Annotated in this window: 12 protein-coding genes; 11 read left to right on the plus strand and 1 reads right to left on the minus strand. The window is 65.3% G+C overall.

Annotated features, from left to right (window positions below; all coding sequences use genetic code 11):
• Positions 1-87: 87 nt before the first annotated feature.
• The 4 genes from CH278_RS14240 to gndA all read left to right on the plus strand — a co-directional run bounded on the left by CH278_RS14240 (position 88) and on the right by gndA (position 5,133).
• Positions 88-504 carry a BlaI/MecI/CopY family transcriptional regulator gene (locus CH278_RS14240; RefSeq protein ID WP_027497149.1) on the plus strand — a complete coding sequence of 139 codons (417 nt, stop codon included), beginning with the start codon at positions 88-90 and terminating at the stop codon, positions 502-504.
• Between the two features lie 23 nt (positions 505-527).
• Complete coding sequence (locus CH278_RS14245) at positions 528-1,484, plus strand: M56 family metallopeptidase (RefSeq protein WP_027497150.1); 957 nt, start codon at positions 528-530, stop codon at positions 1,482-1,484.
• A gap of 280 nt (positions 1,485-1,764) precedes the next feature.
• Positions 1,765-3,528 carry a DEAD/DEAH box helicase gene (locus CH278_RS14250; protein WP_094622181.1) on the plus strand — a complete coding sequence of 588 codons (1,764 nt, stop codon included), beginning with the start codon at positions 1,765-1,767 and terminating at the stop codon, positions 3,526-3,528.
• 153 nt (positions 3,529-3,681) lie between these two features.
• Entirely contained in the window at positions 3,682-5,133 is a 1,452-nt protein-coding gene (gene gndA, locus CH278_RS14255; RefSeq protein WP_094622182.1) for an NADP-dependent phosphogluconate dehydrogenase, read from the plus strand.
• A gap of 71 nt (positions 5,134-5,204) precedes the next feature.
• Here the strand turns inward: gndA and CH278_RS14260 are convergent, their stop codons facing one another.
• Positions 5,205-5,732, minus strand: a complete 528-nt coding sequence (locus tag CH278_RS14260; RefSeq protein WP_256993737.1) for a DUF4262 domain-containing protein — start codon at positions 5,730-5,732, stop codon at positions 5,205-5,207.
• 87 nt (positions 5,733-5,819) lie between these two features.
• Here CH278_RS14260 and CH278_RS14265 point away from each other — a divergent pair, with 87 nt between their 5' ends.
• The 7 genes from CH278_RS14265 (at position 5,820) to CH278_RS14300 (ending at position 15,471) form a co-directional block, all read left to right on the plus strand.
• Positions 5,820-7,148 (plus strand): DEAD/DEAH box helicase, encoded by a 1,329-nt coding sequence (locus tag CH278_RS14265; RefSeq protein WP_094622183.1) that lies wholly within the window; start codon positions 5,820-5,822, stop codon positions 7,146-7,148.
• Positions 7,145-8,044: a DMT family transporter gene (locus CH278_RS14270; RefSeq protein ID WP_094622184.1), complete on the plus strand. Its 900-nt coding sequence runs from the start codon at positions 7,145-7,147 to the stop codon at positions 8,042-8,044. The genes CH278_RS14265 and CH278_RS14270 overlap by 4 nt, the downstream gene beginning before the upstream one ends.
• Before the next feature lie 11 nt (positions 8,045-8,055).
• Positions 8,056-9,492 (plus strand): GuaB1 family IMP dehydrogenase-related protein, encoded by a 1,437-nt coding sequence (locus tag CH278_RS14275; RefSeq protein ID WP_094622185.1) that lies wholly within the window; start codon positions 8,056-8,058, stop codon positions 9,490-9,492.
• 331 nt (positions 9,493-9,823) lie between these two features.
• Positions 9,824-11,203: a hemolysin family protein gene (locus tag CH278_RS14285; protein ID WP_027497158.1), complete on the plus strand. Its 1,380-nt coding sequence runs from the start codon at positions 9,824-9,826 to the stop codon at positions 11,201-11,203.
• Entirely contained in the window at positions 11,196-12,317 is a 1,122-nt protein-coding gene (locus tag CH278_RS14290) for a hemolysin family protein (protein WP_094622186.1), read from the plus strand. The genes CH278_RS14285 and CH278_RS14290 overlap by 8 nt, the downstream gene beginning before the upstream one ends.
• Complete coding sequence (locus CH278_RS14295; protein ID WP_094622187.1) at positions 12,318-13,232, plus strand: 3-methyladenine DNA glycosylase; 915 nt, start codon at positions 12,318-12,320, stop codon at positions 13,230-13,232.
• A gap of 64 nt (positions 13,233-13,296) precedes the next feature.
• Positions 13,297-15,471, plus strand: coding sequence for a malate synthase G (locus CH278_RS14300; protein ID WP_094622230.1), 2,175 nt, complete (start codon positions 13,297-13,299; stop codon positions 15,469-15,471).
• The last annotated feature ends 17 nt before the right edge of the window (positions 15,472-15,488 follow it).

Below are 15,488 nucleotides of genomic sequence, written 5' to 3' on the forward strand. Positions count from 1 at the left end.
GGCTATGACCGAGACCACAGCACTCGGACGGTAGTTACTACTACGAGTAGTACGCATCCGCGTCGGACTGGCCGTAGACTCGGAGGAATGGCTGGCCTTGGTGAATTGGAACGCGCAGTAATGGACCATCTGTGGGAAGCGACGGAGCCGCAGACCGTTCGTCAGGTACACGAGGCCCTTGCGACTCATCGTGAACTCGCGTACACGACCGTGATGACGGTCCTGCAGCGTCTGGCGAAGAAGAGTTTGGTCGTCCAGCAGCGCGACGACCGAGCTCACCGCTACGCCCCGGTCCATGGTCGCGACGAGTTGGTCGCGAGCCTGATGGTCGACGCGTTGTCCCAGGCCCCCGCCTCCGGCGGTCGTGCAGCTGCCCTCGTGCACTTCGTCGGGCAGGTCGGAGCAGATGAGGCCGCCGCCCTCCGTGAAGCACTCGCGGCGCTGGAAGTGGCACAATCGACGACAGAGTCACCTTCTGCTGCAGAAGGCCGTCCGACGGACTGAGGCTCCTCGTAGTAAGTGAGGACATGAACTCCACCACTGCGCTGGTATTCGCGATACTCGCGCTGATCCTGGCTGGACCTGTGCCGGCGATGCTCGCCCGTGCGAGCTGGCCGTACCGGTCGCCTCGCGCTGCTCTGGTGCTGTGGCAGGCCATCGCCCTCGCGGCCGTGTTGTCGGCCTTCAGTTCCGGCCTGGCAATCGGCGGATTGCTGCTCGTGCCGGGCCCCGACGGCCGTCCGACCACGGCTCCGACCGACGAGATCGACGCCTTGGGCCTGCCTCTGTGGACCTTGTACGTGGTGGTGCTCGCGATCACTCTGGGCATCGGAGCGAAACTGATGTTCTCGGTGGCTCAGGTGGCGGTGCGTACCCGCCGTCGCCGCTCCCGTCATCGCATGTTGGTCGATCTACTCGACCGGACCGACAAGAGCGACAATCCGTTCAGGAGCCTGCGTGATGCAGACATCCGGGTTCTGGACGCGGCGGAACCGATTGCGTATTGCCTGCCCGGACTACGGCAGCGGGTGGTGCTGAGCCGCGGAACGCTTGCCAGCCTCTCCGAAGCGGAGGTGACCGCGATCCTCAGTCACGAGCGATCACACCTACGATCCCGTCACGACCTCGTGCTGGAAGCGTTCACCGCGGTCAACGAGGCGTTCCCCAGAATCGTTCGTAGCAAGTCCGCCCTGAGCAGCGTTCAGTTGTTGGTCGAGCTGCTGGCCGATGACACGGCGGTCAAGGTCACCGGACCCACCCCTCTCGCGCGCGCACTCGTGACGTGTGCCGGATCCACCGCACCGCGGGGTGCCATGGCAGCCGGCGGACCGCACACACTCATTCGCGTCCAGCGGTTGAGCGGGCCGGGCAGCGACGTCCGGATCGCCGCTGTGGCATATCTGGCCGCCGTCGTCATACTCGTGCTGCCGACCATCTACGTCGCGATGCCGTGGCTCGAAGAACTGAGCAAACTCCTCGGCTGATCGAGCGCCGCCACACCGAGGGGTCACGCAGGTCACACCCATCCGGGTGAACAAATGGCGGTACGTCCCGTACAGTAGAACTCGGTCGCCATCGCGACCAAGCAATCGAAATGGCACAAACAGCCCCACTTTATGCAGGTTCGACCTGCGTACCGATGGCCAGGTGACAGTGCCCTGGCTCGTATCAATGTGTTCTGGCTGTTTTTCGTGTTTCCCTTCTCGTCGGGTCTCTCAGCTTCGGGCTTATTGGCGTGCCCGCAATCCGGAGAGGCTTTACTGCGTGACCAACGCTGTTTCCAATACCACCGTTTCCCCCGAGTCCGACTCGACGGCCGTACCGACGCCCGCAGCGGCACCGGCGTTCACCTTCGCCGAGCTCGGTCTGCCCGAGGCAGTCGTCGCGGCTCTCGCTCGTAACTCGATCACCGTGCCGTCCCCCATCCAGGAAAAGGCGCTTCCCGACGCCATCGCCGGCAAGAACGTCCTCGGTCGCGCGCAGACAGGTTCGGGCAAGACCCTCGCCTTCGGCCTGCCGATTCTGCAGCGCCTGTCGCTGCACACCGATCGACCGGCCGCCAAGCGCCCGCGTTCGCTCGTACTGGTTCCCACCCGCGAACTCGCGTTCCAGGTAGTCGAGTCGCTCGCTCCCTACGCCAACGCACAGGGCCTCCGGGTCATGCCTGCCGTCGGCGGCACCCCGTTCAACAAGCAGGTCGAGCAGCTTCGCCGCGGAGTCGACGTACTGGTCGCCACTCCGGGACGACTGGCAGATCACCTGCGTCAGGGCACCTGCATCCTCGACTCCATCGAGATCACCGCGCTCGACGAGGCCGATCAGATGGCCGATATGGGCTTCCTGCCCGAGGTGCGCGCCGTACTCGCCGATACACCCGCAGACGGACAGCGGATGCTGTTCTCGGCCACCCTCGACCGCGAGGTCCAGTCACTGGTTCGCCAGTTCCTGCCCGACCACGTCGAGCACTCCACCCAGGACGGCAAGGCCAGCGTCCGAACCATGGACCACTACGTCCTCATGGTCGACCGCGGCCAGAAGGATCTGGTGCTCTCGGAGATCGGTGCCCGTGAAGGCGGCCGCACCATCATGTTCGCGCGCACCAAGCTGGGCTGCGACGGCATCACCGATCGCCTGCGCGCCCTCGGCATCGCTGCAGAGTCGCTGCACGGCGGCAAGGCACAGAACCAGCGCACCCGAGTGCTCGAGCGATTCAAGAACGGTCGCACCCCTGTGCTCGTGGCCACCGACGTCGCGGCCCGCGGAATTCACGTCGACGGAATCGACCTGGTCGTACACGTCGATCCGCCCGCCGACCACAAGGACTACCTGCACCGCGCCGGCCGCACGGCACGCGCTGGAGAAAAGGGCACCGTCGTCGCGATCGTGCTCCCCAATCAGCGTCGTCAGGTTCTGCGTTTGACCGGGATGGCCGGCGTCAAGGCCACCGCGGTCAACGTCTCCCCCGGTTCGGCCGAACTCAACAGCATCACCGGAGCCAAGAAGCCGACCGGTGAGCCGTTGCGTGCCGAATCCACCCCGCGTGATCGCAACAGCCGCCCGCGCACCGGTGGCTACCAGGGGTCCAACCCCCGCAGCGGTGGCTACCAGGGTTCCAACCCGCGCAGCGAAGGCGGCTACCAGGGTGACCGTCCCCGCACGGGATACCAGGGATCGAGCCCTCGCACCGGCGGCTACCAGGGATCCAACCCGCGCAGCGAAGGCGGCTACCAGGGTGACCGTCCCCGCACGGGATACCAGGGATCGAGCCCTCGCACCGGCGGCTACCATGGATCCAACCCGCGCAGCGAAGGCGGCTACCAAGGTGACCGCCCGCGTCGCTCCGACTCGAGCTCGTACCGCGGCTCAGAGGGTCGCGGTTACGAAGGTCGCGGCTCGGACAACCGTGGCTCGGACAACCGTCGTCCCGCATCCGCCCCGCGCCAGGACGAGAACCGGTCGGGTGGGTTCCGTAGCCGCACCGAGCGTCGTTCGTACGACGGTTTCGACGGGCCTGCACGCAGCCACTGATCGATCGTTCGAGGCGAAGCCCTGATTCGACGGGCTTCGCCGCTCGAACCCCGAGGTGCCGCATTCTTCGCGAATGCGGCACCTTTTTCGTCGTGTCGGCCGGACCCAGGGGGTTGGCTCGCGCGAAATCGCGCGGCAAGGAAAGCTGTCTGTATGACCTCAGCAGCAAAAGAGACAGAACTGGCTCAGATCGGAGTCACCGGACTCGCCGTCATGGGCTCCAACATCGCGCGTAACTTCGCCCACCACGGGCACACTGTCGCGTTGCACAACCGCAGTATCGCGAAAACCGACGCGTTGATCGCCGAGCACGGTACCGAGGGCAACTTCCTCCGTACCGAGACCATCGAGGAGTTCGTGGCCGCGCTGGCGAAGCCGCGGCGCGTGCTCATCATGGTGAAGGCAGGCGACCCGACAGATGCGGTGATCGAGGAACTCGCCGGTGTGATGGAGGAAGGCGACATCATCATCGACGGCGGCAACGCGCTCTACACCGATACGATCCGCCGCGAGGCGGCCATGAAGGACCGCGGTCTGCTCTTCGTCGGTGCCGGTATTTCCGGCGGCGAAGAGGGCGCGCTCAACGGCCCGTCGATCATGCCGGGTGGCCCGGCCGAGTCCTACAAGGCATTGGGACCGTTGCTCGAGTCCATCGCTGCGCAGGTGGACGGCACGCCATGCTGCACGCATATCGGCCCAGACGGCTCCGGCCACTTCGTCAAGATGGTGCACAACGGCATCGAATACGCCGATATGCAGCTCATCGGCGAGGCGTACAACCTCTTTCGCGACGCGCTCGGGTACTCGCCTGCGCAGGTTGCAGACGTCTTCACCGAGTGGAACAAGGGCGATCTGGAGAGCTACCTCGTCGAGATCACTGCGGAGGTCCTTCGCCAGGTCGACGCGAAGACCGGGCAGCCACTGGTCGATGTGATCGTCGATGCTGCCGAGCAGAAGGGCACCGGTCGATGGACCGTCAAGGCGGCACTCGATCTCGGAGTGCCCGTGACCGGCATCGCCGAGGCAGTGTTCGCACGGGCTCTGTCGGGATCGCGGGCCCAGCGCAAGGCCGCTGTCGGCCTCGCATCGGGAACATTGGCCGACAAGCCGACCGATGCCGAGCAGTTCACCCACGACATCAGCCGGGCGCTGTACGCGTCGAAGATCGTCGCCTACGCACAGGGCTTCGATCAGATCGCGGCGGGTAGCGCCGAATACGATTGGAATCTGCATCCGGGCGATCTCGCCACGATCTGGCGTGGTGGCTGCATCATTCGGGCGCGATTCCTGAACCGCATCAAGGACGCGTACGACGACAACGCCGAACTACCGAGCCTCATCCTGGCGCCGTACTTCCGTGACGCCATCGAGAACGCGATCGACAGTTGGCGGCGCGTCGTCATCACGGCTGCGTCGCTCGGCATCCCGGTGCCTGCGTTCGCATCCTCGCTCTCGTACTACGACGCGCTGCGCGCCGAGCGTCTGCCTGCGGCCCTGACACAGGGACAGCGCGACTTCTTCGGTGCGCACACCTACGAGCGCACCGATTCCGAGGGCAAGTTCCACACTCTGTGGAGTGGAGATCGCTCCGAGATCGAAGCCTGACATCGGTCCCTCGCCGGTGGCACCGCGCGTACTTTCGTGCGGTGCCACCGGTGTGATCGGTCTTCGCTCGCTCAGAAGGGCACCGGCCCGAGTATCGGTTGCACCACCGTCGACGGAATTCCCTCCCACGGCAGTGCACCTTCGAGGTCCCTCCAGACGGCTTGTACGGCGCTGAAGCGTCCCGTGCCGTACACGTCGGAGGCGACGTACAGGATGTCCGCACAATCCGGTACGTCGATGGCCAGAAGATCGAACCCTGCTGCTGCACAACCGATTCCGGATTCGATCTCCAACATCCCCGACGCCACCGAAGTCCCCAGCGCGTTCAGGATCATCGAGGATTCACGTGGCCCGCGTCCCGTCACGACGATTTCGGGACTGCCCAGGTCGGTGAGACCGACCGTGTAGCAGAACGCGGGATGAATGCCGTCTCGATCGACCTCCGATTCCACATACTGCAGCGCCCACCCGAATGACTCGATCGTTGCCCTCACGTCATCGATGTAATTGTCGACACCGAACCCTCGGCACATCTTGCACATGACTCCCCCACCTTCGCCGTGCAACCGCCCCTGCGGAGATTGCGTCTCGAACGCCATTCGAACTCACGTTCTAGGACAAGTATTGCGTGCGGTACCGACAAGAACGGTCGAACGCGTCGTCGATCCGGCGGTAAGGTCAGCTCCATGCCGGGTCAATCCACTCGATCGTTCGCAGACCTCGGTCTCCCCGTCGTTCTGGTGCACTCCCTCAGGAATGCAGGTGCTCGCGACCCGTTTCCCATTCAGGTCGCGGCGATCCCCGATGCCCTTGCCGGACGGGACGTCCTCGGGCGCGCACCCACGGGCTCGGGTAAGACCCTGGCGTTCTCACTGCCGATTCTCGTCCACCTCGCCGGCAAGCGAAGCGCACCTGCGGCACCGCGCGGGTTGATCCTCGCCCCCACTCGGGAACTGGCACTGCAGATTCGTGAAGTACTCGACATCCACGGTGCCACCTTCGGACTTCGTACCGTCTGCGTCGTCGGAGGTGTTCCGCTCGAACGCAACGTCCGAGATATTCAGCGCGGAGTCGACATCGTGGTCGCGACTCCCGGCCGGCTCATCGATCTCCTCCAGCGACGCTCGATCACACTCGAGCATGTCGAGGTCACCGTCATCGACGAGGCAGATCGCATGGTGGACATGGGTTTCCTGCCTCAGGTCGAGTCACTGCTGGCCGCCACCCCGGCACACGGTCAGAGGATGCTGTTCTCCGCGACGCTGGACGGTGAGGTCGACGGGCTGGTCGAGAAGTTTCTGAAAGACCCCGCTGTGCACTCCACTGCGGCAGCCGTCAGCGAACCCGACATGACCCATTTCGTCTTCCGAATCGACGCGGCCCGAAAGACCGAAGTCGCTGCCGCACTTGCCAACCGCGACGGTAAGACACTTCTGTTCCTACGGACAACCCATGCCGTCGATCGACTCACCGACGAGTGCCTCGCACTGGGTGTGCCGGTATCGTCGTTGCACGGCAACAAGACTCAGGCGCACCGCACCCGATCGCTCGCGGCCTTCGGCGAGGGCACGTCCGTGGCTCTCATCGCAACCGACGTGGCAGCCCGCGGTGTTCATGTCGACGACGTGACTCTCGTCGTTCACGTCGATCCCCCCGTCGATTTCAAGGATTACCTGCACCGCGCCGGACGCACTGCACGTGCCGGTGCCCGCGGAACCGTCGTGACGCTGGCAACGGACGACCAGTTGGATCGCGTCCGATCGATGGCCGACGAGGCCGGCGTTGCCGCCACGGTCATCGATACCGATCTGGACCAGTCCGCGTGGCGTCGACCGACGGGCGCACGCACCCCGATCGGTCGACCGCTCCCTGCCCCGGTACCGACGACGAGCGGTGCTGGGGCCGACCCCCGAACTGCGCGTGGTGCGGGCCGGACGGGTACTCCGGGCAGGCGTGGGCGGAACGATGGCACCGGGAGTCGGCGGGGTGGCGGTAGCAGAGGACGACGCGGGTGACCGCGTCCTGGCCGGCGGTCGTACTCGCGCTGATTTCGGCGTTCCTGTTCGCCTGCGCGTCGGTCGCGCAACAGAGCGCGGCCGCGTCCGTCCCCGAAGGTGAATCCCTCGTTTCGGCACTGGTGCGCAGCCCGCGGTGGTGGGTAGGGGTACTCGGAGACGGCGGTGGCTATGCGGTGCAGATCGCCGCGCTGTGGGTCGGCTCGGTACTGATCGTCCAACCTCTGCTGGTGACAGCACTGCTGTTCGCTCTCCCGATGTCGGCAAAGCTGGTCGGGAGAACACTGCCTGCCACCACCTGGGCGCTCGCCGTGGCGATGGCCGCGGCACTCGCCGTCTTCATCGTGGTGGGCGACCCGAGCGAGGGCAATACCGACGCCCCTTTCGTGCAATGGCTCGTTCCACTGATCGCGGTGGCCGTCGTGGTCGGCTGCGCCGCCGCGGGCGGATTGCTGCTCACCTCGCCGGGAGTTCGGGCACTACTGCTCGGTGCGGCGGGAGGATTGCTGTTCGGCCTGGCGGCTGCGCTGACCAAGAACGTCACCGACCTCGTCGACGGTAACCCGGTCGAGGCGCTGACGGCCTGGCAGACCTACACGCTGATCGGATCCGGCGTCGTCGGCTTCTACCTGCAGCAGCGTGCATTCCAGGTGGGTCCGCTGTCGGCGTCGATGCCGGCCGTGACGATCTGTGAACCACTCGGCGCGGCGTTCGTCGGAGTCACTGTCCTGAACGAGCGAATCAGAACCGAGGGCGCAGCCCTGACGGTCATCGTCGTGGCCGTGGCCGTCATGGTCGTCACGACGGTCCTGCTGTCGCGTACGCAGGCTGCGAACGCGTCCGAACCGACCGCTCGGGACGGGGCGTCGAACCCAGGAAGTCCATCCGACCGGTAGTCTCGATCAACGTGCAGTTCCTCGATGGTCACCAGCCGCCCTACGATCTCACCTACGACGACGTCTTCCTCGTCCCGAACCGGACCGATGTCACTTCTCGTTTCGACGTGGACCTCAGCACGGTCGACGGGTCGGGAACGACCATTCCGATCGTGGTGTCGAACATGACCGCAGTATCGGGTCGGCGGATGGCCGAGACCGTCGCACGACGCGGTGCCATTGCCGTCATTCCGCAGGACCTGCCCACCGAGGCCGTCGCCGAAACGGTCGCATTCGTCAAGAGCAGAGATCTCGTTGCCGACACACCGGTCGTTCTCGGCCCCAACGCCTCGGTCTCCGATGCGCTCGCCCTGGTGCACAAGCGCGCTCATGGATCCGTCGTGATCGTCGAGCACGGCAAGCCCGTCGGTGTCGTCACCGAGAGCGCCTGCGCGGACGTCGATCGCTTCGCTCGGCTCAGCTCGGTGGCCGCGACCGACTTCGTGCGGGTGGCCCGCAACGACTCACCCAAAGAGGTCTTCGAGCTGATGGAGGCCGCCCACGCCCAGCTCGCGATCGTCGTCGAGGACGACGGTTCGTTGGCCGGTGTGGTGACGAACACCGGTGCCGTCCGCACCGGCATCTACGCCCCTGCCGTCGACGCGTCGGGACGGCTGCGGATCGCTGCCGCGGTCGGCATCAACGGCGACGTGGCGAAGAAGGCGACGGCACTGGTCGAGGCCGGTGCGGACGTCCTGGTGATGGATACCGCCCACGGGCACCAACAGAAGATGCTCGAAGCGTTGGCCGAAGTGCGTTCGCTCGATCTCGGCGTACCGCTCGCCGCCGGCAACGTCGTCTCCGCTCAGGGCACCCGTGACCTGGTGGCGGCGGGTGCGGACATCGTCAAGGTCGGTGTCGGCCCCGGGGCCATGTGCACCACTCGCATGATGACCGGCGTGGGTCGGCCGCAGTTCTCCGCCGTGGCCGACTGTTCGGCTGCCGCAGCCGAACTCGGTGCGTCGGTCTGGGCCGACGGCGGTGTTCGCCATCCTCGCGACGTCGCGCTCGCGCTCGCGGCCGGTGCCGCCAACGTCATGATCGGATCCTGGTTCGCGGGCACCTACGAATCTCCCGGAGACCTTCGCGTCGACGCGGCGGGCAACCGATACAAGGAAAGCTTCGGCATGGCGTCCAAGCGTGCCGTCGCGGCGCGCACTGCCACCGACGGGGCCTTCGACCGCGCCCGCAAGGCGTTGTTCGAGGAAGGGATCTCCAGTTCCCGGATGCGACTGGATCCGGATCGTCCCGGCGTCGAAGACCTCATCGATCACATCTGCGCAGGTGTGCGCAGCACATGCACTTATGCCGGGGCACGTTCCCTGCCCGAATTGGCCGAACGAGCCGTCCTCGGGGTCCAGTCGGCCGCAGGATTTGCCGAAGGGCGCCCCCTGCCGTCCGGGTGGTAACGCACCGAGACGGTTAGACTCACCCACTACGAGTTCGACGACGTTCGCTGTCGTTGCCCGCGCCGAGACGAGAACGTCGACTCGGCGCGGTGCGACGACGCGTCGGCCACCACCGGTGTGCCGCAACGCGAACCAGACAGAAGGGAATCAGGTGCCCGAGGCACCCACTATTTCGGTTGCCGGTTCGGCAACTGCGGAGCAGCACGACGACGGTTCCACATCGGAGGGATCCTCTATCGAGCCGGGAGAGAAACCCGGCGACACCGATTTCGACAGGTCCCCGCAGACGAGCGGAGCGGTACTGCTCTCTCAACTTCGGCGGCGTTGACCTGTGGCCACTCTCGTCACCATCGTCAGCCTGATCGGCTTCGTGGCGCTAACGGCAGGTACTGCCCTCTTCGTCGCGGCCGAGTTCTCCCTCACGGCTCTCGAACGCAGTGCGGTCGAGTCTCAGGCCGAGAACGGCGACCTACGCTCGCGCCAAGTTCTGCATGCTCACAAGACGCTGTCTTTTCAGTTGTCGGGCGCGCAGCTGGGCATCACGATCACCACCCTCATCACGGGTTATCTCGCGGAGCCGGTCCTGGCAGGATTCATCAGGCCGGTGACCACCGCGCTGGGTGCCTCGGACTCTCTTGCGTCGGGCATCTCCCTCGCGGTGGCTCTGATCTTGGCCACGTCGTTCTCGATGATTTTCGGTGAACTGGTCCCCAAGAACATCGCCATCGCGAAACCGATGTCGACCGCGCGGGTCACAGCCGGAGCGATGGCCGGGTTCTCCCTGATCTTCAAATGGGCGATCAACGGACTCAACGGCTCGGCCAACTGGCTCGTGCGACGGCTCGGCATCGAACCGGCCGAGGAACTGCGTTCGGCAAGATCACCGCAGGAGCTCGGTTCACTGGTCCGAACGTCGGCCCAGCAGGGCTCGATCGACGAGAACACCGCACGTCTGGTCGACCGGTCGTTGCAGTTCGGCGACCGCACCGCCGAGGAACTGATGACTCCGCGGGTCAAGATCGAGACTCTCGCCACCGACGCGACCGTCGCCGACCTGATCGAAACCGCTGCGCGAACGGGCTTCTCTCGGTTCCCGGTGGTCGACGGCGACCTGGACGACACCGTCGGTGTCGTACACATCAAGCATGCGTTCACGGTGGCCGGAGCGGACCGCCGGTCCACCACTGTCGAGTCCCTGGCGCGCGACGTTCCGGTCGTTCCGTCGAGCCTGGACGGCGACGCTGTGATGGAACGCGTGCGAGCCGACGGAATGCAGGTGGCCCTCGTGGTGGACGAGTACGGCGGCACCGCAGGCATGGTGACCATGGAAGATCTGATCGAGGAGATCGTCGGCGACGTGCGCGACGAACACGACGAGCCGGAACTGGACGTCGCTCGTTCGGGCGACGGCTGGGACTGCGCGGGGCTGCTTCGCATCGACGAGGTTGCGTCGGCGACGGGCTATTCGGCCCCGGAAGGCGAATACGAAACCATCGGGGGCCTGGTACTGATGCAACTCGGCCGAATTCCATCAGAGGGAGACGCGGTGCTTCTACCGTCCCCGGCGACGGAGGACGTCCCCGACGGCGACGGCGGGTGGATGGCGCGCGTGATCCGCATGGACGGCCGCCGTATCGATCGTGTGCTGATCCTGCCGGTCGACGCCGAAGCAGTGGCGCGTCTGCGATCGGACGGTGAGGTCGATGGGTGACTTTCTCGGGGTAGGTCTGGCAGTTCTGCTGCTGGCCGGAAACGCCTTCTTCGTCGGTGCCGAGTTCGCACTGATCTCAGCTCGCCGTGATCGTCTCGAAGCATTGCTGGCGCAGGGCAAGAAGCGCGCGCAGAGCGTCATCGAGGCCGGTCAGAATCTGTCGCAGATGCTCGCCGCGGCACAACTCGGCATCACGATCTGCTCGATTCTGCTCGGCCGCGTCGCCGAGCCCGCGGTCGCGCACTTGATCGAGGTGCCCCTGGAGCTGGTCGGCATCCCCGGCTCGTTCCTGCACCCGATCGCCTTCGCCATCGCGCTGACACTCGTCGTCGTCCTGCACATCCTCGTCGGCGAGATGGTCCCGAAGAACATCGCCATCGCCGGCCCGGAGAGCACCGCCATGGTGCTCGTGCCCATCCACCTGATGTTCATCAAGGTGGCGTTGCCCCTGATCTCGTTCTACAACCTGTGCGCCAACCTGACGCTGCGCATGCTTCGCATCGAGCCCAAGGACGAACTGAGTTCGTCCGTCTCGGCGGTAGAGCTGTCGCAGATGATCGGCGAATCGCGCTCGGAGGGACTGATCGACGCCGAGGAACACCGCAGATTGCGCCAGGCTCTCGAGACCTCGGGCCGAACCGTGGCCGAGGTTCTGATTCCCTCGCATCAGGTTCGGAGTATCGAGCTGTCCGGGCCGGACCACACTTTCGGTCCGACCCTCGGTTCGGTGGAACGCGCAGTCATTGAAACCGGGTTCTCTCGGTACCCGGTGCGTGATGCGAGCGGTTCCCTGGTGGGCTATCTGCACCTGAAGGACGTGCTCGACGACATGGCCGACGATTCCGCCGGCCCGGAGACCGTCATTCCCCGCAGCGACGTCAGGGCCCTGCCCGTGGTGTCCATAGACACCGTGCTCGACGACGCGCTGACGAAGCTGCGGCGCGCCAGCAGCCACCTCGGTGCCGTGCACGATGCGACCGGTGCCACGGTCGGCATCGTCGCGTTGGAGGATCTGGTGGAGGAGTTCGTGGGCACGGTTCGAGACGGGACTCACCGTGTCGCCGGTCCCCGACCGGGTCAGTCCGCACCTACCGGTAACCCGCGGAACGTCTGAATGGGCGGATCGGAAACGCTGACCGAGGCGGAGTGGACTGCTCGGCGAGACGCGCACTCGGCGCGGGTGGAGAGTCTCGTCGGCAGCTATCTGGTCGATCGCGGACACGGCAATGTGCATCCGGTGGTGGATTTCTTGTTCACCTACTACAGCCACCGCCCGGGTCAGTTGCGGCGATGGAACCCCGGCCACGGCAGGGTTCTGACGGGCGATCGGGCGCGTGACTTCGCCGAGTTCGCCTCGTACGAGCAGGTCGAGACTGCGGACGGTCCAGGATTCCGGGTGCGGTCGGATCTGCTCGAGCGACGCCGGCCCAGCATCGAGTTCGTTCTAGGTCTGCTGTCGGCGACGCGGGAGCGACCGCCCCTGCTCGGCTGCTTCGGTCTGCACGAATGGGCGATGGTCTACCGCGGCGGCGACTCGGCAGTCCGGCACAGCCAGGTCCCATTGCGACTCGGTCATGAGGGAACCGACGCCGTGGTCGACTCGATGACGTTACGGTGCACTCATTACGACGCCTACCGCTTCTTCACCGAGGACGCGGTACCGCGTAACGCCCTCGCGTTGTCCCCCGAGTCGCGCCTGGGGTCCGAGCAGCCCGGTTGCATCCACGCGTCGATGGATCTGTACAAGTGGTGCTACAAATTGGGTCCGTTGATCGACTCCGAGTTCGTGACCGACTGTTTCGAGTTGGCGTTGGAGGCTCGAACGATCGATATGCGCGCAAGTCCGTACGACCTGAGCGAGTACCATCTCGATCCCATCCGAATCGAAACTGCGGCTGGACGGGCAGAGTACGTTCGCGCACAGGGAGAGCTGTCGGAAAAGGCAGCTCCCCTACGCTCGGCACTGGTGGATCGGTGTCGAAATCTGCTCACCGGCGGCGGGTTCGGCGTCGGACCTACCGCCGAGTAACATCGACAGCGTTGTCGTGGGGACACCGTCACCGGTGTCCGTGACCGGAAAGAGTGAGGAATTCATGACCGATCGTGTGCAGGCTGGTGGACTTCAGGTCGCCAAGGTCCTATTCGATTTCGTCGAGAAGGAGGCGCTGCCGGGTACCGACGTAGATTCGCAGGCCTTCTGGGCCGGTGCCGCGTCGGTGATCGCCGATCTCGCTCCCAAGAACAAAGCGTTGCTTGCCGTCCGTGACGAGATCCAGGGCAAGGTCGACGCGTGGCACGGCGAACATGCCGGTGCCGATTACGACCGCGCAGCGTACAAGACCTTCCTGAAAGAGATCGGCTACCTGCTCGACGAGCCTGCCGACTTCCAGATCACCACCTCCGGCGTGGACACCGAGATCACCACCACGGCCGGGCCGCAGCTGGTGGTTCCTGTGCTCAATGCACGCTTTGCGATCAATGCCTCCAACGCACGATGGGGCTCGCTCTACGACGCCCTCTACGGAACGGACGCCATTCCCGAGACCGACGGAGCCGAGAAGGGCTCGAGCTACAACAAGGTCCGCGGAGACAAGGTCATCGCGTTCGCGCGTGACTTCCTCGACGAGGCATTGCCGCTGAGCTCCGGCTCGCACGTCGGGACCACCGGATACGTCGTCGACGCCGCGTCGCTGACAGTGACGTTGGCCGATGGCAGCACCGTGGGCCTGAAGGATCCGGCACAGCTGTTGGGATACCAGGGCACACCCGATGCGCCGACGGCCATCCTGTTCGTGCACAACGGTTTGCACTTCGAGATCCAGATCGACCCCGAGAGCCCGATCGGCAAGACCGACGGAGCAGGCGTCAAGGACGTGCTGCTCGAGTCGGCTGTCACCACGATCATGGACTTCGAGGATTCGGTCGCCGCAGTCGATGCCGACGACAAGGTTCTGGGCTACCGCAACTGGCTCGGCCTGATGAAGGGCGATCTCACCGAGGAGGTCTCCAAGGGCGGCAAGACGTTCACTCGTGCGATGAACAAGGACCGCACCTACACCTCGGTCGACGGTTCCGAGTTGACGCTGCACGGCCGTTCGCTGCTGTTCGTCCGCAACGTCGGCCACCTGATGACCTCCGACGCGATCCTCGACGCCGAGGGCAACGAGGTTCCCGAGGGCATCCTCGATGCACTGTTCACCTCGCTCGCCGGTCTGCACTCGCTGACTCCGGACAACGTGCTCTCGAACTCGCGCACGGGCTCGCTCTACATCGTCAAGCCGAAGATGCACGGACCGGACGAGGTCGCCTTCACCGCCGAACTGTTCGGCCGGGTCGAGCAGGTTCTCGGCCTGCCCACCAACACGCTCAAGGTCGGCATCATGGACGAGGAGCGCCGCACTACGGTCAACCTCAAGGCCTGCATCCAGGCCGCGTCCGAGCGGGTCGTCTTCATCAACACCGGCTTCCTCGACCGCACCGGCGACGAGATTCACACGTCGATGGAGGCAGGGCCCGTCGTTCGTAAGGGAGCGATGAAGGGCGAGAAGTGGATTGCCGCCTACGAGGACTTCAATGTCGACACCGGCCTGGCGGCCGGCCTGCAGGGCAAGGCGCAGATCGGCAAGGGCATGTGGGCCATGCCCGATCTGATGCACGACATGCTCGAGCAGAAGATCGGCCACCCCAAGGCCGGCGCGAACACTGCGTGGGTTCCCTCCCCCACCGCAGCGACCCTGCACGCCTTGCACTATCACAAGGTCGACGTGTTCGCCCGTCAACACGAGATCGCGAAAGCCAAGCGCGCCACCGTCGACGAGATCCTCGAGATCCCTCTCGCGCCGTCCACCGACTGGACCGACGAGGAGAAGCAGAACGAACTCGACAACAATTCGCAGTCCATCCTCGGATACGTCGTGCGCTGGATCGACCACGGCGTCGGATGCTCCAAGGTGCCCGACATCAACGACATCGCACTGATGGAAGACCGTGCGACGCTGCGCATTTCGAGCCAATTCATCGCGAACTGGTTGCGGCACGGCATCGTCACCGAGGAGCAGGTGCGCGAATCGCTGAAGCGAATGGCACCGGTGGTCGACCGGCAGAACGCGTCCGATCCGACGTACAAGCCGTTGGCACCCGATTTCGACACCAACATCGCCTTCCAGGCTGCGAGTGATCTGATCTTCCAGGGCACGAGCCAGCCCAACGGGTACACCGAGCCGATCCTGCATCGTCGCCGACGGGAGTACAAGGCCGTCAACGCCTGACGGACTTGTCGACCACG

The sequence above is a fragment of the Rhodococcus sp. 05-2254-5 genome (assembly GCF_002258575.1).
Taxonomy (GTDB): domain Bacteria; phylum Actinomycetota; class Actinomycetes; order Mycobacteriales; family Mycobacteriaceae; genus Rhodococcoides; species Rhodococcoides fascians.